At 62.4% G+C, this 17,812-nt stretch carries 16 protein-coding genes; 11 read left to right on the top strand and 5 right to left on the bottom strand.

Features of this window, described 5'->3' with window-relative positions; genetic code table 11:
* Positions 1-2: 2 nt before the first annotated feature.
* The 3 genes from RIG82_02300 to RIG82_02290 are packed head-to-tail and all read left to right on the top strand — an operon-like array spanning position 3 to position 3,925.
* On the top strand, positions 3-1,058 hold the full coding sequence (locus tag RIG82_02300; GenBank protein ID MEQ9459772.1) for a MoxR family ATPase: 1,056 nt from the start codon (positions 3-5) through the stop codon (positions 1,056-1,058).
* Between the two features lie 4 nt (positions 1,059-1,062).
* Positions 1,063-1,986 (top strand): DUF58 domain-containing protein, encoded by a 924-nt coding sequence (locus tag RIG82_02295; GenBank protein MEQ9459771.1) that lies wholly within the window; start codon positions 1,063-1,065, stop codon positions 1,984-1,986.
* 16 nt (positions 1,987-2,002) lie between these two features.
* Entirely contained in the window at positions 2,003-3,925 is a 1,923-nt protein-coding gene (locus RIG82_02290) for a vWA domain-containing protein (GenBank protein MEQ9459770.1), read from the top strand.
* Here RIG82_02290 and RIG82_02285 read toward each other — a convergent pair.
* Positions 3,901-4,395, bottom strand: a complete 495-nt coding sequence (locus tag RIG82_02285) for a transcriptional repressor (GenBank protein ID MEQ9459769.1) — start codon at positions 4,393-4,395, stop codon at positions 3,901-3,903. The genes RIG82_02290 and RIG82_02285 overlap by 25 nt on opposite strands.
* A gap of 171 nt (positions 4,396-4,566) precedes the next feature.
* Between RIG82_02285 and purM the strand changes: the two genes are divergently transcribed.
* From purM to RIG82_02265, 4 genes are all read left to right on the top strand, one after another.
* Positions 4,567-5,709, top strand: coding sequence for a phosphoribosylformylglycinamidine cyclo-ligase (gene purM / locus RIG82_02280; GenBank protein ID MEQ9459768.1), 1,143 nt, complete (start codon positions 4,567-4,569; stop codon positions 5,707-5,709).
* Between the two features lie 384 nt (positions 5,710-6,093).
* Positions 6,094-6,369: a hypothetical protein gene (locus RIG82_02275; protein ID MEQ9459767.1), complete on the top strand. Its 276-nt coding sequence runs from the start codon at positions 6,094-6,096 to the stop codon at positions 6,367-6,369.
* 100 nt (positions 6,370-6,469) lie between these two features.
* Positions 6,470-7,153 (top strand): ATP-dependent Clp protease proteolytic subunit, encoded by a 684-nt coding sequence (locus RIG82_02270; GenBank protein MEQ9459766.1) that lies wholly within the window; start codon positions 6,470-6,472, stop codon positions 7,151-7,153.
* A complete protein-coding gene (locus RIG82_02265; GenBank protein MEQ9459765.1) occupies positions 7,150-7,530 on the top strand; it encodes a diacylglycerol kinase family protein in 381 nt (126 codons plus the stop codon). Before RIG82_02270 ends, RIG82_02265 begins: the two co-directional genes overlap by 4 nt.
* A 1-nt stretch (position 7,531) precedes the next feature.
* On the opposite strand, the gene purD is transcribed toward RIG82_02265, so the two are convergent.
* The 3 genes from purD to RIG82_02250 form a co-directional block, all read right to left on the bottom strand.
* Positions 7,532-8,851 (bottom strand): phosphoribosylamine--glycine ligase, encoded by a 1,320-nt coding sequence (gene purD / locus RIG82_02260; GenBank protein ID MEQ9459764.1) that lies wholly within the window; start codon positions 8,849-8,851, stop codon positions 7,532-7,534.
* Between the two features lie 95 nt (positions 8,852-8,946).
* Complete coding sequence (locus RIG82_02255; GenBank protein ID MEQ9459763.1) at positions 8,947-11,262, bottom strand: methyl-accepting chemotaxis protein; 2,316 nt, start codon at positions 11,260-11,262, stop codon at positions 8,947-8,949.
* A 232-nt stretch (positions 11,263-11,494) separates the two neighbouring features.
* On the bottom strand, positions 11,495-13,294 hold the full coding sequence (locus RIG82_02250) for a hypothetical protein (protein MEQ9459762.1): 1,800 nt from the start codon (positions 13,292-13,294) through the stop codon (positions 11,495-11,497).
* A 188-nt stretch (positions 13,295-13,482) separates the two neighbouring features.
* On the opposite strand from RIG82_02250, the gene mnmA reads away from it, so the two are divergent.
* Together mnmA and RIG82_02240 are read left to right on the top strand one after the other, a co-directional pair.
* A complete protein-coding gene (mnmA, locus tag RIG82_02245; GenBank protein ID MEQ9459761.1) occupies positions 13,483-14,643 on the top strand; it encodes a tRNA 2-thiouridine(34) synthase MnmA in 1,161 nt (386 codons plus the stop codon).
* 131 nt (positions 14,644-14,774) lie between these two features.
* Positions 14,775-14,954 carry a hypothetical protein gene (locus RIG82_02240; protein MEQ9459760.1) on the top strand — a complete coding sequence of 60 codons (180 nt, stop codon included), beginning with the start codon at positions 14,775-14,777 and terminating at the stop codon, positions 14,952-14,954.
* A gap of 74 nt (positions 14,955-15,028) precedes the next feature.
* Here RIG82_02240 and RIG82_02235 read toward each other — a convergent pair whose 3' ends face one another.
* The gene (locus RIG82_02235; GenBank protein MEQ9459759.1) at positions 15,029-15,298 is read right to left on the bottom strand and encodes a hypothetical protein; all 270 of its coding nucleotides are present in this window, start codon (positions 15,296-15,298) and stop codon (positions 15,029-15,031) included.
* A gap of 88 nt (positions 15,299-15,386) precedes the next feature.
* Here RIG82_02235 and RIG82_02230 point away from each other — a divergent pair, with 88 nt between their 5' ends.
* Together RIG82_02230 and RIG82_02225 are read left to right on the top strand one after the other, a co-directional pair.
* The gene (locus RIG82_02230) at positions 15,387-16,655 is read left to right on the top strand and encodes a putative peptidoglycan glycosyltransferase FtsW (protein ID MEQ9459758.1); all 1,269 of its coding nucleotides are present in this window, start codon (positions 15,387-15,389) and stop codon (positions 16,653-16,655) included.
* Entirely contained in the window at positions 16,652-17,770 is a 1,119-nt protein-coding gene (locus tag RIG82_02225; GenBank protein ID MEQ9459757.1) for a UDP-N-acetylglucosamine--N-acetylmuramyl-(pentapeptide) pyrophosphoryl-undecaprenol N-acetylglucosamine transferase, read from the top strand. The genes RIG82_02230 and RIG82_02225 overlap by 4 nt, the downstream gene beginning before the upstream one ends.
* Positions 17,771-17,812 lie beyond the last annotated feature (42 nt).

The raw sequence follows: 17,812 nt of genomic DNA, 5'->3' as shown, positions 1-17,812 counted from the left end.
TGATGAGTGAGCGTGATCCGAAGGCGGCAGAATCGACGATCGAGCAGGCGCAGAAGTTCCGAGAGGACTACCAGCGGGTTCGGGAGCAGGTCACGCGGGTGATCGTCGGGCAGAGCGAAGTGATTGATGGCGTGCTGACGGCGCTGTTTGTCGGCGGGCACGTTCTGCTGGAGGGTGTTCCGGGGTTGGGCAAGACGCTGCTGGTGCGGACGCTGGCGCAGGCCCTTTCGCTGAGTTTTTCGAGGATTCAGTTCACGCCTGACCTGATGCCAGCGGACATCACGGGGACGACGATCGTGGTGGAGGGTCGGGATGAGCAGGGTCAGACGGTGCGAGATTTCAGTTTTCGCAAGGGTCCGATCTTTGCTCAGATCGTGCTGGCGGACGAGATCAACCGGGCTACGCCTAAGACGCAGTCGGCGATGCTCGAAGCGATGCAGGAGCGATCGGTGACGATCTCGGGCGGGGCGGGCGGGACGTATGCGTTGGACAAGCCGTTTTTGGTGATGGCGACGCAGAACCCGATCGAGCAGGAGGGGACGTACCCGCTGCCGGAGGCGCAGCTGGATCGTTTTCTGTTCAAGCTCGAGGTCGGGTTTGTGAGTCGCGGGGAGTTGCACGAGATTCTGGAGCGGACGACGGGTGCGGTTGAGGCGACGGTGCAGCCGGTGCTGGATGCGGCGACGATCATGGCCCATCAGAAGCTGGTGCGGTCGGTGATCGTCGCCCCGAGCGTGCGTGATTACGCGGTCCGCGCGGTGCTGGCAACGCACCCGGACAGTGAGTATGCGACGAAGATGGTGCGGCAGTTTGTGCGGTTTGGCGCCTCGCCTCGCGCCGCGCAGGCACTGATCCTCGCGGGCAAGGCCAGGGCGCTCCTGGAAGGGCGGGCGCACGTGGCGGTCGAGGACCTTCGGTTGATGCTGGCTGAGGCGCTTCGACACCGGGTGTTGATGAACTTCGAGGGGACAGCAGAGGGGATCACAGCGGACCTGGTGGTTCAGGACCTGACGCAATCACTTTCTGCGGAGGCCGCCGGCGTGCCCGGCGTGGTGTGAACTCTTGGCGCTGACGACCGAACTACTCCCTGCAGATTTAATGGCTCGGCTTGACCGGCTGGATGTGCGGTCGCGCAAGTTGTTGCGCGGGTTGCTGCCGGGCGAGCGGCGGTCGAAGCGGCGCGGTCAGTCGGTGGAGTTCGCGGACTATCGGCCTTATGTGATGGGCGATGATCTGCGGTTTATCGACTGGAACCTCTACGCGCGCCTGGATCGGTTGTTCCTGAGGGTGTTTCTGGAGGAGGAGGACCTGTCGGTGTCGGTGGTGATCGATCGGTCGGCGTCGATGCGGTACGGCGACCCGAGCAAGTTGGTGTTTGCGGCGCGGGCGGCGGCGGCGCTGGGGTATATCACGTTGACTCATCAGAATCGGCTATCGGTCTTCTCGATCGGAGGCGAAGGGGGGATGGAGCGGGTCAGTGGGCTGCGGGGTCATCGATCGTTGCCGAGACTTATTGAGTTTCTGGAGCCGTTGGCGGAGGAGCGGCCGGAGCGTTTGTCGGAGCCTGTGACGAGTGATCTGGCGGGGGCGATGCGGTTGTTGGCGGCGACCCATCGGACGCCTGGGGTGCTGGTGGTGATCTCTGATTTTCTGGAGAAGGGTGATGTGGCGGACACGCTGAGGTACATCGCGCACCCGCGGTGGGACACGTTGGCGATCCAGGTACTGAGTCCCGAGGAGCTTGATCCGACGGCGCACGGGATTGCGGGTGACCTGCGGCTGCGGGATGCCGAGGATGGTGCGATGGCGGAGGTGTCGATCACGCCTGGGTTGCTCAGGCGGTATCAGGAGCGGCTCGCAGGGTTTCGTGAGTCGGTGCGCTCTGCGTGCCTGGCTCGTGATGTGGCTTATCTCTTTGCGGGGTCGAGCGAGCCGGTTGATCGGGTTTTGCTTGATCCGCTGCGACGGCAGGGGATGCTCGGATGAGAGGAGTTGAACGCCGATGACGTTGCTGGCTCCTCTGCTCGCGGGGATCGTGGCGGCGGTGGCGATCCCGTCGCTGCTGGTGTTGTATTTTCTGAAGCTGAGGCGGCAGCGGAGGGATATTGCATCGACGCTGCTGTGGCAGAAGGCGATCGAGGACCTGCAGGTCAACGCGCCGTTTCAGAGGCTGCGGAACTCCTGGCTGCTGTGGGTTCAGTTGCTGTTGTTGTTGGTGTTGCTTATGGCGCTGGCGCGGCCGGTGCTGGATGCTTCGGCGATCGAGACCGGCAGGGCGGTGATTCTGGTGGATCACTCGGCGTCGATGAGTGCACGGGACGCGGGGGCACAGGTCCGGCTGGACCGGGCGCGGACGATCGCGAAGGAGTTGGTTGACCGGCTTGATGTGGAGGATCAGTCGGGGCGAGCGATGGTCTTGCAGTATGCGGCGCGGCCTGCGGTGTTGCAGACGATGACGGGGCAGAAGTCGCTTCTCAAGGAGGCGGTGGATCGGATCGAGCCGACGGATGAGCCGACCTCGTTGCTGCCGGCGCTGCGTTTGGTGCAGCCGTTGGCGGAGCAGGCTGCGGCGGCGGGGACCACGATGACGATCTACATCGTGAGTGATGGTGGGTCGGATCAGGCTGAGGCGGTGAATCAGATCGATCTGAAGGGGGCGCGGGTGGTCTTTGTTCCGGTGGACCCAGACGGCGCGCAGCCGCTGGGGAACGTGGCGATCACAGCGTTTTCGGCGCGGCGGGACCCGGAGCGCCCGCAGCGGGTGGCGTTGTTTGCCGAGATCGTGAACTTCAGCGATCACGAGAGGCGGGCAACGGTGCGGTTTCGGGTGGGTGATGAGGTGCGGCGGGCTCAGCCGGTGGTGCTGGCTGCGGTGGTGGGGGATCGGCCGGGCCGTGAGGCGGTGAGTCTGAGTCTGGAGTTGCCTGAGTTGGCGATGGTAAGTGTTGAGCACGATGCGCGCGACGCGTTGTCTGCGGATGATCGGGCGCGGCTGGTGCTGACGGCGGCGAGGAACACGTCGGTGCTGCTGGTCACCGAGGGTAATGCGCTGATGCGTCATGCGATCGAGGCGGCGGGGGTTGAGCGGCTGACGGTCGGTGGTCTCGATTTATTGGAAACGCCTGCGGCGCTGGAGGCGGATGTCTGGGTCTTTGACGGGCTGGTACCGGGAGGTGTTCCGAGGCGGCCGAGTGTGTTCTTTGGGGTGGTGCCTGGGGTGACGGGGTTGGACCTGGTGGAACCTGAGGCCGCGGAGCCGTCATCGACGCGGGTGCTCGACTGGCGGCGCGGTCATCCACTGCTGCGGCATGTGAGTCTGGATGATGTCGTGCTGCGGAACGCCGGGCGGCTGGTGTTGCCGCAGGGTGCATCGGTGCTGGCGACCTCGCCTTCGGGTCCGCTGATGGCGGAGCTGCGTGTAGCGGGTCAGAGGCATGTGTTGGTGGGTTTTGATCCGTTGCGGTCGAGCTGGCCTCAGTCGATTGGGTTCCCGGTCTTTTTTGATAATGCGCTGCGGTATCTCGCGTTGGGTGCGGAGGGGACGGGGGAGTTGGCGACGCGGACAGGGCAGGCGTGGACGGTGCCGGTCTCTCGGGTGCAGGGGGGTGAGGTGGTGTACGACGGCCCGCAGGCGTTAAGAGCCGTGGTTGAGGGGGGCGGCTTGGTGCTCCCACCTGCGCAGCGCGTGGGGCTGTATCGAACGGAGGCGGAGGTTGATCCGGCTTATCGCTTGCTGGCGGTGAACCTGCTTGACCCGGCGGAGAGTGATCTGAGCTTGCCCGCAGGCGATGCAGAGGCTGGGGGAGAGGCGAGGCAGACGGCGGAGATCACGGTGCCGATGGAGGTGTGGCCGTGGCTGTTGTCGGCGGGGCTTGGGTTGTTGATGCTGGAGTGGGTGCTTTACGCCTGGCGGACGCGGGTGTGACCGTTGGAGGTCGCCTGGGTTTGTCCGTTGGCGTCGGCTTTGGATTCGTAGGTGCCGATGAGTTCGAGGCAGATGCGTTCGATGGTGAAGCCGGTGCGGGCTTCGATTTTTTTGATCATTTCCTTGGGGAGCGATTGCAGGAGTTCGCGGCCGAGTTCTTCGGGGAGATCGACGATTCGTCCTGTGTCGTGATCGCGGAGGTGGGGGTGGCACCAGCAGTCGGCGTCGTAGCGGGCCGAGCCGTTGCGGCCGAGGCCGGGGTATTTTCGGGCGAGACCGAAGGAGCAGAGGGCTTCGAGGGTGTTGTAGACGGTCGCCATGCTGACGTTGAGGTCGGGGTGGTCGGCGAGGACGAGGCGGTAGATTTCTTCGGCGGTGGGGTGCTCAGAGCTGGAGGCGAGGGTTGAGTAGACGACGGCTCGCTGATGGGTGCAGCGCATCCCGCAGGAGGACATCTTGATCCGGGCCATGTCAATCATGAGATGGGGTCAGTCTTTCGCCTGTGAACCGGCAGGACACGGTCCCGAAGGGATGCCGGTTCGTAGGGCGGGGATCGAGATGAGTGTCCCTTCTGTCCAGCTAACTGTAGCGGGCTGATCGCGGGAGTGAAGTGGGGCAGCGTGGTTTCGTACACTGGGGGCATGCCTACCCCAGCCCGAAAGCCCGAGACCGCCCTGATGGACAAGAAACCTCCTGCGAAAGCTGGCAAGAGCGGGCTCTCCTACGCGGAGTCGGGCGTGGATATTGACGCTGGGGACCGGGCGGTGGAGCGGATTCTCGGGCATCTGAAGAAGACCCATACGCAGCGAGTTCTGGCCAACGATGGGGGTTTTGCGGGGCTGTTCCGGCTGGATTACAACGAGAAGCTGTTTCAGCGGAACTACCGGGACCCGGTGTTGGTGTCATCGACGGATGGTGTGGGGACCAAGGTGCTGCTGGCGATTCAGATGGATCACCACGCGACGATCGGGCAGGATCTGGTGGCGATGAGTGTGAATGACATGGTGGTACAGGGGGCCGAGCCGCTGTTTTTTCTGGATTACATCGCGACGCATCGGGTGGACCCGGTGCTGGTGGAGAAGATCGTGGCGGGGGTCGCGGAGGCTTGCAGGACGTGTGGGGCGGCGCTGCTGGGCGGGGAGACGGCGGAGATGCCGGACCTTTATGAGCCGGGGCACTACGACCTGGCGGGCTTTGCGGTGGGCGTGATGGAACTCAAGCGGGCGATTGACCCGATGCGGGTCGAGGCGGGGGATGTGATTCTCGGATTGGGGTCTTCGGGGGTGCATTCCAACGGGTATTCGCTGGTGCGGGCGATTCTCAAGCGTAAGAAGCTCAAGTTGGAGAAAGCCTATTCGGAGTTGCGAGACCTGGGGGTGGACGAGCCGATCGGGCGTGTGCTGCTGGAGCCGACACGGCTGTACGCGACGTCGATCACGCGGCTGCTGCGGGGGTATACGGTGAAGCGTCCGGTGTCGGCGATGGCGCATATCACAGGCGGCGGGCTGCCTGGGAACCTGAATCGTGCGTTGCCCAAGGACCTGGATGCGGTGCTTGATCGGACGACATGGGATGTTCCGCCTATTTTCACAGCGCTGCAGCGGTGGGGTGATGTGGATGACGAGGAGATGCTGCGGGTGTTCAACATGGGCATCGGGTATTGCCTGGTGGTGCGTCCGCATTTCGCGGAGGCGATCGCTGAGCGCCTTGAGCGACTCGGGGAGCGGGTGTATCGGATTGGGCGGGTGACGCGAGGTCGTGGCAAGGTGCGGTTCAAGGGTTGAGTCGGGCGGGTTGCACGAGGCGACAACCGCTTTGGGTGTTGCGTGGCGGCAACAGGTGCGGTAAGTGCCTTTGATATCTTGATTTAACAGGGGAATCGCCTGATGCAGCGTCGTGCTTTGGAGGCGGGGCGGCGTAAGCGGTATAAGCTCTGCAGGTGGGCGGCTGCTTGATTGGTTGTCTAAGTTCAATGATATCAATATGTTAAAATTTGATCTTAGTTCATTCGGGCGGGTTTCGGTCTTTGGCACGGGTTTCGTTCTATCTCTTAGCGTTGCGGCAATGTGACCCCCCCGCACCCCACCCCCGCCCGGCGGAAAAGAGAGAGTCCGCCCCCACCCCACCCCCGCTGCCCGGATGGAAAAGAGAAGACCAGGAGGACCGTGATGGATGAAAGCACCTTCCAGACGAAGCTCACCGAGCTGATGAACCAGATTTCCTCGCTGCCCGAGGCGGAGCGTGAGAAGCTCACGCGTCTTGCCGAGCAGACTCAGTCGCGGCACGTCCGGCTCAAGAAGAGCATCGGGGAGCTGCACGAGTCGCTGGATTACCTGCGGTTGTCGCTGAAGTATCTGGTCTTTGACCTCGAGGCGACCCGTCGTGAGAACAGCTATCTGCGGTCCCTTCTGGAGACTCAGTCGGACGAATCTGACTCAGAATGATCTCCGCCACTTCGTGGGCCAACATCTCGGGCGGTCACGTCTTACAATCCGTTACCGAACGGATTCCCTGACCGCAGTAGCCCACGGAGTGATCTCGCCGATGAACGTAGACCCTTCCAGCAACCTTGCTCACTTTTCCCCTTTTGGTTCTAACGCCGCCGTCGATCCGGTGATGCCCGGGACACGGCTGGCGTCGTATCAGCGTTATCGAGAGATGACCATTGACGAGCTGCTGCTCGAGAACAGGGTCATTTTTCTGGTTGGCGAGATCAACCACGCTTCGGCGACGGGTGTGATCATGCGTTTGTTGCACCTGCACAACTCCAAGCCGGGTGTGGATATCAATCTGTACATCAACTCGCCGGGCGGGGCGGTTGACGACACGCTGGCGATGATCGACACGATGAATCACATTGATTCGGAGGTGGCGACGTACTGCATCGGCAAGGCGATGTCGGGCGGAGCGTTGACGCTGGCCTGTGGGGCGAAGGGCAAGCGGTACTGCTTACCGCACTCCAAGGTGATGATCCACCAGCCTTACGGCGGCATCTATGGGCAGACCACGGATGTTCAGATCCAGGCTGAGGAGATCCTCAAGACCAAAGCGGAGTTGAATGAGATGCTTGCGGAGCGCACCGGTCAGCCGGTGGCGCAGATCGAAGAGGATTCCGAGCGTGACCGGTTCTTCTCGGCTGAAGAGGCCAAGGCTTATGGCCTGGTGGATGAAGTGCTCACCAAGCCTTCGGCTTCTGAGAAGGCGGGTAAATCCAGCGAAGACTCATGAACCGGGGTTCCCGCTGGCGAACCGGGTGGCGGGCGAGCTTTGCCCACGCCTTGAGAGGGCTTGGATCACTCATCGCTGGTGAGCCGAATGCGCGATGGCATCTGGCCGGCTTGTTGCTTGTGATCGTGCTGGGTGTGTTGTGCGGAATCACCAAGGGTGAGTGGTTGGCGGTTTTGCTGGCGAGTGGTCTGGTGCTGGTCGCTGAGGCGATGAACACCGCGATCGAGGCGATGGGGGATGCGATCAGCCCGGAGCATCACGAGATGATCGGTCGTGCGAAGGATGTCGCGGCAGCGGGTGTGCTGTTGGCGTCGATCGCGGCGCTGGTCGTGGGGGTGCTGGTCTTCGGTGATGATGCGCTGCGGCTGTCAAGCTGAATCAGACAGTCGCGGGGTTGTTCTTGAGGACGCGGGAGCCGATATCTTTGCGGTAGTGGGCGCCGTCGAAGTGGATCTTGGCGCAGGCTGCGTTGGCTTTGGCCTGGGCTTCTTCGATGGAGTTGGCCAGGGCGCAGACACTAAGCACGCGCCCGCCAGCGGTGACGAGTTCGCCGTGTTTGATGGCGGTTCCGCCGTGGAAGACTTTGACATCGGGGTCGGCTTCGGCTTCCTCGATGCCGGTGATGGGTAGTGCTTTGGGGTAATCGCCGGGGTATCCGGCTGAGGCCATGACGACACTGGTGCAGTGCCTGCGGTCCCAGTCGATCTGGATGCGATCGAGTTCGCCATCGCAGGTGGCTTCGATGAGGTCGAGGAGGTCGCCTTTGAGGCGCATCATCAGGGGCTGGGTTTCGGGATCGCCGAAGCGGCAGTTGAACTCGAGGACTTTGGGCCCGCCAGCGGTGAGCATGAGGCCAGCGTAGAGGACCCCGCGATAGTCGATCTCGCTGCGGCGCAGGGCATCGACGATGGGCACGAGCACTTCGGCTTCGATGAGGTGCATGGTCTTGTCGTCGATGATGGGCGTGGGTGTGTAGGCCCCCATTCCGCCGGTGTTGGGCCCGGTGTCGCCTTCGCCGACGGGTTTGTGGTCCTGAGCGGGTTCGAGGACGTAGATGCTCTTGCCATCGACCATAGCGAGGATGGAGACTTCCTGGCCGACGAGGCGTTCTTCGACGACGACGGTGGTGCCAGCGTCGCCAAAGGTCTTGTCCTTCATGATGGTATCGACGGCGGCGACGGCTTCGTCGGCGTCGCTGCAGACGATGACGCCCTTACCTTTGGCTAAGCCCGAGGCTTTGACGACAACGGGTAGCTCTCGGGCGGCGCAGTAGGCACGGGCGGCTTTGTGGTCGGTGAAGGTTTTGGCGTCAGCGGTGGGGATGGAGCAGCCGCGCATGAGCTGCTTGGACCAGGCTTTGTCGGCTTCGAGTTTCGCGGCCTCGGCGGTGGGGCCGAAGATGCGGCGTTCTTTGGCTCCGGGGGTCTTGAGCAGACGATCGGTGAGGCCAGCGGCGAGGGGGTCCTCGGGGCCGATGATGATCAGTGAGATCTTGTTTTTTCGGCAGAAGTAGTCGATCTGGTCGGCGAGTTTGGTGTCGACCCGTTCGACTTGCCAGTCGAGGTTTTTACCCAGGGAAGCGGTCCCGCCATTGCCAGGCGCGAAGTAGAGTTCTCCGCAGCGTTTGGATTGCGAGAGTTTCCAGCCCAGGGCGTGCTCGCGCCCTCCGCCGCCGATGATCAGTACGTTGGTCCGCATCGGTACAAGGTATCAGACCGCGTGCGGCCTACGAAAAAGCGGTCGGAGCACATAGGCTCTCGACCGCTGATGGGAGTGTTCCTGTTGTGTGTGGCTTAGCCTGCTTTGTCCAGTTTGAACCTGGCCACCAACTGGTTGAGGCGTTCGGCTTTGTCGGCGAGGCTGGTGGCGGCCTGCGCGGCCGACTGGGCGCCTTTGGTGGACTCCTCGGTGATGACCTGGATGGAGCTGATGCTCCGAGAGACCTGCTCGCTGGCCGAGGACTGCTCTTCGGCGGCGGCAGCGATGGACTGGATCATCGAGGCGACGTCACGGGTGGAAACCACGATCTGTTCGAGGCTCTTGCCTGCGGAGGTGGCCTGCTCGACGCCCTTGGCGACCTGTTCGGTGCCCCGTTCCATCTTGCTGACCGCCGAGCCGGTCTCGGTCTGGATCGCTTCAATGGACTCGGCGATTTCCTCGGTGGCCTTGGTGGTGCGGTCGGCGAGTTTGCGGACCTCATCGGCGACGACGGCGAAGCCTCTGCCGTGCTCTCCGGCGCGGGCGGCTTCGATGGCTGCGTTGAGGGCGAGGAGGTTGGTCTGGTCGGCGATGTCGTTGATGACTGAGATGATCTCGCCGATCTGTTCTCCTCGTTTACCGAGTTCGGCAACGCTCCGGGAAGAATCGCTGACGGCGTTGTTGATGGCGTTCATGCCCTCGACCGTTTCGCGGACGACCTGCCCGCCCGAGTCGGCGACGGACCCGGCGTCACTGGCTGCGTTGGAAGCGTCGGCGGATTTTCGGGCGACCTCGACGATGGAAGACGACATCTCTTCGATGGCGGCGGAGACCTGGGTGACCTGAGCGGATTGGTCAGTCATCCCGCTGGAGATCTCTTCGGAGGCAGCTGCGATCTGGGTCGCGCCCTGGGTGACGGAGCTCGCTGAATCACGCACCTGCTGGATGACGTCGCGGAGTGAGGTGTTCATTTGGTCGGTGGCGTGAGCGAGCATGGCCAGCTCGTCCGTGCCTTTGGCATTGAGCAGAGGGACCGACAGGTTGCCATCGGCCACGGCGTTCATGGCTCCGAGGACCTTGTTGGCGATGAGGTTGATACCGCGAACGAGGATGAAGGTGATTGAGAAGGCGAGGAGCAGTGAGATGGTGCCTGCAGTCAGCGTGATCGTGGTTACCCAGACCCACAATGAGGCGTTATTGCTGGCCAGTGTGGCTTGCTTCTGCTCCACACTGGCGATGAGGTCTTTACCTGCCTTGGTGATCTGAGGGCCATAGACGTCCAACTGTTGATTAACGATTCGCTCCCGGTCGGCGATGTGCTCACTCATTTTCCTGAGGCGCTTGGCGTAGAAGGCGAATCCTGATTCGATTTCGGCCAACCAGGCCCTGCGGACGGGGTTCTGTAGCTCTGCGGAGAGATCAGTTGTGGTTTCTGCAGCGTTGGAAAGCCGGGAGATGGCGTCGGCCACGTCTTTCTCGGCGAAGGTACGGAGATAGCGCATCACGCTAACCCGGGCAAGCGAGAGTTCGTTTAATGTTTCGGCTGCGATTAGCGATGCGATCTGATCGTTGTCGGCCCAGGCCGTCTTCTTGACGGCCATAAGCAACTCGACCAGGCGGGGTCCGGTGATGTTGAGTTGGCTGTGGAGGATGCCATTGCGCTGGTCGATGGCGATCACGACTTCACTCACGCCACGATCGTAAGCCTGTATTTTTTGCTGGATCAGATCAAGCGACTCGATTTCCTCGGCGGAGAGATGGGGTCGGACCTCATCGATGTAGTTGAGCACGTTACCGATGGCGGTGGTGAACTGTGAGAGGCTTTCCTGGTTGTTTTCCCTGAGGAACTTGTTGCTGGCGAGCCGCATCTGCTGGAGCTCGGTCTCGATGTGGTTGATCGTCAGGGCGTTCTTGCTCAGACGCTGAAGCTGCTTGTCATTGGTTTTGTATGCCGCAAGGCCGGTCAGCGTCACGCTTGTCACCACCATCAAGAGGATGGCCAGGCTTCCCATGGAGAGGGAGAGCTTGCTGCCCAGCGTCCATCCGCGATGGCGGTTTCCATCGGTGTCGGTGTAGGTCGAGAGGTACCAGGCGGCAAAGACGGTGGCTGCGACGGTGAGCAGAGTCAAGGCCCAGGTCAGGAAGACGGCGTTGAATCCTCCTGACTCGGCAACTTCGAGGGCGGGACTTTGGGTGGCTGCGGCCGCGATGCCGAAGGCTTCCCGCTGGACGACCTCAAGGGTCGGAGCGATGAACTGACCGGTGGCCCCCAGTTCGGCCTTGTACAGATCGAGGGTCTTGTTCTCGGTTAGATTCGTGGCTGCCCATAGAGGTGAGCCTGTGATCAGGATGACGAGCCCAAAAAGTAAAAACTGGAGTGAACGGCCAACGTTTTTTGAGAGTTGTCCCATGCCTTGCTCCTCTGCCTCAGGGGCGGTGCGCCGTGCACCACTGTGTCCCGGTTTGCGTTGAGAAGATCGGCTAAGAAGGCCAAGAGGTTAACCCGGCAGGCGTTTCGGTTGTTTTTTGGGGAAGTCACCTCAGCCGTCAAGGTGCCCTAGCGGGCTAGAGAGTTGGTTCTTATCGGACTACGTCGTGATCGCGTTACTTGATTGGGTTTGAGGAATGGATGGATCGGATGATTTAGAACGGAGCCCGTGGTCCGGTTTGCGGAGCGGTTTGGGGTTGCATGCCCGCTCCCATCATCCCGCCCATGAGTTTCTGGCCTTCTTCCGCGAGGAAGCTGATGGATTCAAATGGGAGGTGGACGCGGTGGATCATGGCGTTGTCTTTGATGCCTAGGCCGATGGCGATGGGCGGGAGGTCGCCGGGGGCGGTGATCTCGGGCATGCCCATGGCTGAGATGGCCCCGCTGGCGGCCGAGACGATGCCGTCGATGTTGAAGTACATCTCGGCGGCGAGCCCCTCGGGCAGGGCGGATGAGCGGGCATCGGCGACCATCGCAGGATCGCTGGCGTTCCCGCGGTCGGCCTTGATGGCGGCGGCGAGGAGGGCTTCGTCCTGGACGGTGGTGGCGATCAGCGTGTTTTCGGTGTTGGTGACCATCCCGCTGTAGTTCGACACCATGCTGATGAGGCCAGCGACAGGCCCCATCTGCTGAGTGACTTGCGGGGGCATGTCCAGTCGGTAGGTGTAAGTGTCATAGGACTGCCCGTCGACCTGTCCGGCATTCTTCTGCGTCGATGTGTTGTAGGTCATCATGTCGCCATTGGGTCCGACGGGTGCCTGGAACTGATTCATGGCCGCCATGATGTCGGGCATGGCGTTGCGTGCGGCGGCGGGGTTGCCGTACTCGATACGACCCACGGACCTGAGCATTCCGTCGGTTCCGCTGTCTTTGGGCTCGTACAGCGCGTAGCTGTAACGCTTCATGTCGTCCATCAGCGGACCCCACTGGTCATAGCCGGGCATCGAGTTTTTCATGGCTGGTGCCGTGGTGACCATCGCCTCCATGAGGTCCGAGAGTCGGATGGCTTTAGCGTCGAACCCGCCAGCGACCATGAACGGCTCATCGGGGAGCTTACCGATGGTGCCGGTCAGGTTTCCGCCGCCTGGGAAGTGCTTGCTCATGGTCGAGCCCGGCTTCATCTGGAAGGCGACGTCGATGTCGGCGGCGGTGTCGTTGAGGTCAACAGCGATGAGGGCCGCGGTGCAGTCGCGGAACATGGTTTTGACGCTTTCGCCGACCATCTTGAAACCCGCGATCTGCTGATCGATCGCGGCATCGTCCATGTCGGTCATGCTCAGTTGCATCTCCATCTGGTTGACGCCTTGAGCGATCCCCATGTCAAGGAAGGGCAGGACGACGGGGCTGAGGGCTTCGAGGTTGACGTAGATCGCGAGGGCGGAGCCATCGGTTTTTGCTTCGAGGTCATCGGAGAGCTGGTTGGTGACGGGCGTGTTGTTTCCGCCCGGCTTGTACTGCTGGAGGCTGACCTGATTCTGGCTGACGGCTGCGTAGTCGCCTTCGCGTTTGGCGAACATCGCGGCCCCATCGGGCGGGAAGATCTCGGTGATGGCGTCGGAGGCTGATCCGCCGAGGTTCTCGACGAAGGCGGTGTAGTTGTTGACGGGGACCAGCAGTACGACAGCGGGTTGACCGGCCTGGGCTGTGGTCATGAGCATCATGACGTTCGGGACGACCGCGACGATAGCGCGGCTGCCATCGTAGGAGGGCCCGAACTGGTCGGCCATGGTGTCGATGCCTTCGATCGCGTCGTCGAGGGGCAGCATGGGGATGGCCTGCTGGAGGGTCTCGAAGCCGGCCTGCATGTCGTCTAGACCCGGAACGATGACGGCGATCTGGGTGTTCCTGGGGACGAGTTGCTGGGTGCTGTTCTGCGCGAGGACGGTCGTCGCTGGGCAGAGCATGGCGACGAGGAGGGCTGTGGTCGAAAACGATGAAATGCGGTGTGCGGACATGGTTGTGTTCCTGGGGGTCAAAGCCAGCAGGGGTGCTGGCGGGGCGGGTCGATCGTGGGCTTCCAGCCTCCTACGCAGGGGCGATCATCAGGTTCGTCGTTCCCCGCTTGCAATTGTTGCGAGGGGGTCGGAACCGCTGTCCATCTTAACAGTGCGACGCGGAACGGTGTCCGGCATACCATGAGAGGATGCCCTCAGGTCGTGGAAAGAAGGTTGTGCTGGCGATGTCCGGCGGCGTCGATAGCTCGGTCGCCGCGACGCTGCTGCGTGACGACGGCTACGAGGTCGTGGGCTGTTTTATGCGGCTGGGCTCGGATCGCGACAACGAGATCGAGTACGACAATCTCCAGGAAGCGTGCGAGCCGGAGGTGGGGAAAATCCGTATTGGTAAGCAGGGGTGCTGCTCGGTCAACGACGCTTCGGACGCTCGTCTGGTGGCGGCGATGCTGGACATCCCGTTCTATGTGCTGAACTTCAAAGCGGATTTTGGCCGGATCATCGATTACTTCGTTGATGAGTACCACGCGGGCCGGACGCCCAACCCGTGCGTGCGCTGCAACGACTGGCTGAAGTTCGGCAAGCTGCACGACTATGCGCGTTCGATCGATGCGGACTACGTCGCATCGGGTCACTACGCCCGCATCGAAAGGCACGCGGGCAGCTCGCGGCTGCTGCGTGGGTTGGATCACCACAAGGATCAGAGCTACGTCCTGTTTGGGGCCTCACAAGAACGGCGTGAGCAGATGCTTCTTCCGGTTGGCGGGCTGACCAAAGACGAGACTCGCCGGATCGCTGAGCAGGCAAAGCTGCCGGTGTTCAACAAGCCGGACTCTCAGGAGATCTGTTTTGTCCCGGACAACGACTACGCCCGGCTGGTGACCCGACGATCCGAACCGGGACAGGTTTCGCCTGGGCCGATTCTGGATACCGATGGGAACACGCTCGGCGAACACCCTGGGCAGCAGCACTTCACGATCGGTCAGCGGCGTGGTCTGAATCTCGCGCTGGGGTATCCGATCTATGTTGTGAACAAGGATGCTCAGGCCAACGCCGTGACAGTGGGGACCCGAGAGCATCTGCTCGCGGAGGGCGCTGTGGCGTCCCAGGTCACCTGGCACGAGCCGACGCTGCCGAGGGACTGGTTGCCATGCCAGGCGAAGGTGCGCTACAACTCGGAGCCGGTGGCAGCACGCGTGCGTGCGGGGGTAGAGGATGAGAAGCCCCGGATTGAGGTCCGGTTTGGGCGGCCTGTGGATGCTGTAACACCCGGACAGGCCTTGGTTTGCTATCGCGATGAGATGGTGCTGGGCGGGGGCTGGATCGACCGGGCGCTACAGGCCAGCGGCTGAGCCGGATGAAAAAAAGTGACTGGGGATCGCGTTCGGTGACATGCAGTTGTCACCGGGGGTTGGTCGGGTGCGTTTACCTTCGGGCCATGTCAACAGGCACGAGCACAACCCGAAGAAAGGAGCTCCCGACCATGGCCCGAAAGACGTTTTTTGCTTATCTCGTTGAGCAGGAGTGTGAGATCTCGGAGTTTCGCGGCAAGGTCCTGGTGACCCGCAGGGATCGGGTCTCGGCCTTTGAAACCGGCAGAACCGTGCGGCCAGAAACCGTCGCTCGGGTCTGTGGGCATTTAGCGATCCCGATCCCTCGTTGATTTGTCTTCTCTCCCCCACGCGCCCCGGCTCGGGCCTCTCCCCGGGCCGGGGCCTTGCGTGGTGGTGGATGGATTCAGGCTTTTCCGAGTCGTGTCACGAGGGAAGCCAGCTTGGCCGGGTCGTCGTGCGTGGTCACGCGTTCGATGTCTGCCGGGGTGGCACCTGCGTTTTTCAGGGCGATGGCGGCGGCTGCCCAGAGTTTTTTTCGTTTGGCGTCGGATTCTGCCAGGTAGAGTTCGGAGACGACCTCCTGGAGCTTGTCGAGGGCGATCGTGTCCTTGTGCTCGTAGTAGCGCTTGACGATGCCCTTTTGATGCCTGCTGAGATGCTGGCCTTTGGCCATGAACACGCCTCCTTCGTGATAGGGCTGATTGGTGGCAGTCTAGCCCGGGATTGGGGATTGACCCGCTTCCCCGCCGATAACCCTAGTCATGCTGCGCAACGGTCAGGTTCTTCAGGGTGCTGCACTGGGTCTGCTCGCGATCGGCTGGGTGATGGTTCACTCGGCCGGTGTGAGTCTGGATGGTGCTAGCGCGCAGACCGCTGGGGTTGGCTGGATGACCAGTCGGCACACGCTTTATGCCTTGCTGGCGGCGATCACGCTGCTGCTGGCGTCGCGGATCGATGTCCGTGCGATGTATCACCATCACTCCTGGCGGAACCCGCTGTTCTGGGTCGTGATCGTTTCGCTGGGTCTGGTGGCCTTGACGATGGTTCCGGGGCTGGGGGTCCAGGTAAACGGGGCGACACGCTGGCTCCGGCTCGGGAACGCAGAGTTCGGGGTGCAGTTCCAGCCGTCTGAGTTGGTGAAGTGGTCGCTGGTTGGGGCGTTGGCCTGGTGGGGAGCCCGGAGGTCAGCGGTTCTGTCGGACCTGCGACTTGGCCTGCTTCCGCCCTTGATTCTCATCGGTCTGTGCTGTGGGCTGATCGCTCCGCAGGACCTTGGTTCAGCGGCCCTGATCGGGATGGTCGCCCTGTGCCTGCTGCTTGCGGCAGGCGCGCGGGTGTGGCAGGTCGGCGTTCTCTGTCTGGCCGGCGTCGGAGCGGTTACTGCCCTCGCTGTCACCACGCCTTATCGATTCCGCAGACTGACCGCTTTTCTCGACCCCTGGGCCGACCCTGCGGGCGCGGGCTACCACCCGATCGAGGCGATGACGGCGTTTGCGCATGGCGGGCCGTGGGGCACCGGGCTGGGCAACTCGGTTCGTAAGTACTACCTGCCCGAGGACACCACGGATTTTCTCTTCCCGATCCTGACCGAAGAGTTGGGGATGCTGGGCGCGGCGACGGTGGTCGTTCTGATCATTGCCGTCCTATGGTCCGGTTGGGCCGTGATCCGTAGCAGTACGGACCTGTTTAGTCGGCTTTTTGCGCTTGGTGTCTTGTTGACCTTTGGTCTTCAGGCACTGATGAACCTCGCGGTGGTGACCAGCCTGGTGCCGACGAAGGGGATTGCGCTCCCGCTGATTTCTGCGGGCGGGACTGGTTGGATCATGACGGCGTTTGCGCTGGGGCTTGTGGCCGGGCTGGATCGCCAGACGCACACGGCGTCTTTTGATCTTGCAGAGACAGCATCGGTCTCCAGGCGTCGGGTGCCGATGCGAGCGCGCCGAACCGGTCGGGATCGCGCCGCGATAGGCGGATTGCTGGCTGGCGTGATTGCTGCCCGGCAGGTCGAATCGGCAGAGGCCAGCCGATGACCCGGAGTGTGGTTCTTGCCGGCGGCGGTACCGGCGGGCACATCTACCCCAACATCGCGATTGCTCAGCGTTTTCTGAGTCACCATCCAGACATCGAGTTGGACTTTGTGATCTCGGATCGTCAGGTAGATCAGCGGGTGCGCGAGGGTATCGAGCTGTCGAATGCTGATTGGATCCCATCTCCAGCGCGTCCTCTGGCCCGTTCGCCGATGGGTCTGGTTCGGTTTGCCATCGGCTGGCGGAAGGCGACGCTCCGTGCTCGTCGTCGCTTGCAGGAGCGAGCCCCGCTGGCGGTCGTTGCCACGGGTGGGTTTGTTTCAGCTCCGGAGATTCTCGCGGCTCGGTCATTGGGCATTCCGACGGCGTTGGTCAGCCTCGATGCGACGCCCGGCAGGGCCATCCGCCAACTTGCCCCGCGTGTGGACCGAGTCTTCTCGACCTATCCGACCAGCGAACTGCCCGAGGCAGAGGTGATTGGCTTCCCACTCCGGCGGGAGGCAGTTCCCGATATCGATGCAGAAGAAGCTCGTGAGCAACTCGGATTGATGCCAGACCTGCCGACGCTTTTGGTCACTGCGGGGTCCCAAGGGGCATCGACCATCAATCATGCCGTGGCGCACGCCCTGGAGCACACCGACCTGACCAAGACGCTGGCTGGTTGGCAGTTGCTGCATCTCACTGGCGGGAAGGATGTCGCGGAGCTGACCCGTGCCTATGCCCGTTCCGGGTTGCATGCCCTGATCCGCAACTATGAGGACGCCATGGGACTCGCCTGGCGGGCGGCGAGCTTGACCATCGCTCGTCCAGGCGCGAGCTCGGTTGCAGAGGCCTGGGCGAATCAGGTTCCCGCGATCTTTATGCCCTACCCCTACCACGCTGACGAGCACCAGAGGCACAACGCTCAGCCCATGGTGGACGCTGGTGGCGCGGTTTTATTACGCGATCAGATTCTGTCCGAAAAGAATGCTATCCCTTTGTCTGAATCAGTTTATAAGTTAGTTAGCACCTCAGACCAGCTTCCCGCGATGCGTCAGGCTTTGGGCCGATCCACGCCAGCGGATGGAGCTGACCGGGTCGTTCGGTGGGTGCTTGAGCAGCCCGGTTGCCGCCTCTGACTGAGTTCCTTTCTATAGTGGGGGTTTCCCACCAGGAGCACC

It is taken from the genome of Phycisphaeraceae bacterium, assembly GCA_040222855.1.
GTDB lineage: Bacteria > Planctomycetota > Phycisphaerae > Phycisphaerales > Phycisphaeraceae > Mucisphaera.
Note: the sequence above shows the minus strand (reverse complement) of the source record. Positions and strands in the feature narration are given on the sequence as shown.

Coding starts and splice junctions, on each gene's coding strand:
- RIG82_02300 (MEQ9459772.1), top strand. CDS start 3: ATGAGTGAGCGTGATCCGAAGGCGGCAGAATCGACGATCGAGCAGGCG.
- RIG82_02290 (MEQ9459770.1), top strand. CDS start 2,003: ATGACGTTGCTGGCTCCTCTGCTCGCGGGGATCGTGGCGGCGGTGGCG.
- RIG82_02285 (MEQ9459769.1), bottom strand. CDS start 4,395: ATGGCCCGGATCAAGATGTCCTCCTGCGGGATGCGCTGCACCCATCAG.
- purM (MEQ9459768.1), top strand. CDS start 4,567: ATGCCTACCCCAGCCCGAAAGCCCGAGACCGCCCTGATGGACAAGAAA.
- RIG82_02275 (MEQ9459767.1), top strand. CDS start 6,094: ATGGATGAAAGCACCTTCCAGACGAAGCTCACCGAGCTGATGAACCAG.
- RIG82_02270 (MEQ9459766.1), top strand. CDS start 6,470: ATGAACGTAGACCCTTCCAGCAACCTTGCTCACTTTTCCCCTTTTGGT.
- RIG82_02265 (MEQ9459765.1), top strand. CDS start 7,150: ATGAACCGGGGTTCCCGCTGGCGAACCGGGTGGCGGGCGAGCTTTGCC.
- purD (MEQ9459764.1), bottom strand. CDS start 8,851: ATGCGGACCAACGTACTGATCATCGGCGGCGGAGGGCGCGAGCACGCC.
- RIG82_02255 (MEQ9459763.1), bottom strand. CDS start 11,262: ATGGGACAACTCTCAAAAAACGTTGGCCGTTCACTCCAGTTTTTACTT.
- RIG82_02250 (MEQ9459762.1), bottom strand. CDS start 13,294: ATGTCCGCACACCGCATTTCATCGTTTTCGACCACAGCCCTCCTCGTC.
- mnmA (MEQ9459761.1), top strand. CDS start 13,483: ATGCCCTCAGGTCGTGGAAAGAAGGTTGTGCTGGCGATGTCCGGCGGC.
- RIG82_02240 (MEQ9459760.1), top strand. CDS start 14,775: ATGGCCCGAAAGACGTTTTTTGCTTATCTCGTTGAGCAGGAGTGTGAG.
- RIG82_02235 (MEQ9459759.1), bottom strand. CDS start 15,298: ATGGCCAAAGGCCAGCATCTCAGCAGGCATCAAAAGGGCATCGTCAAG.
- RIG82_02230 (MEQ9459758.1), top strand. CDS start 15,387: ATGCTGCGCAACGGTCAGGTTCTTCAGGGTGCTGCACTGGGTCTGCTC.
- RIG82_02225 (MEQ9459757.1), top strand. CDS start 16,652: ATGACCCGGAGTGTGGTTCTTGCCGGCGGCGGTACCGGCGGGCACATC.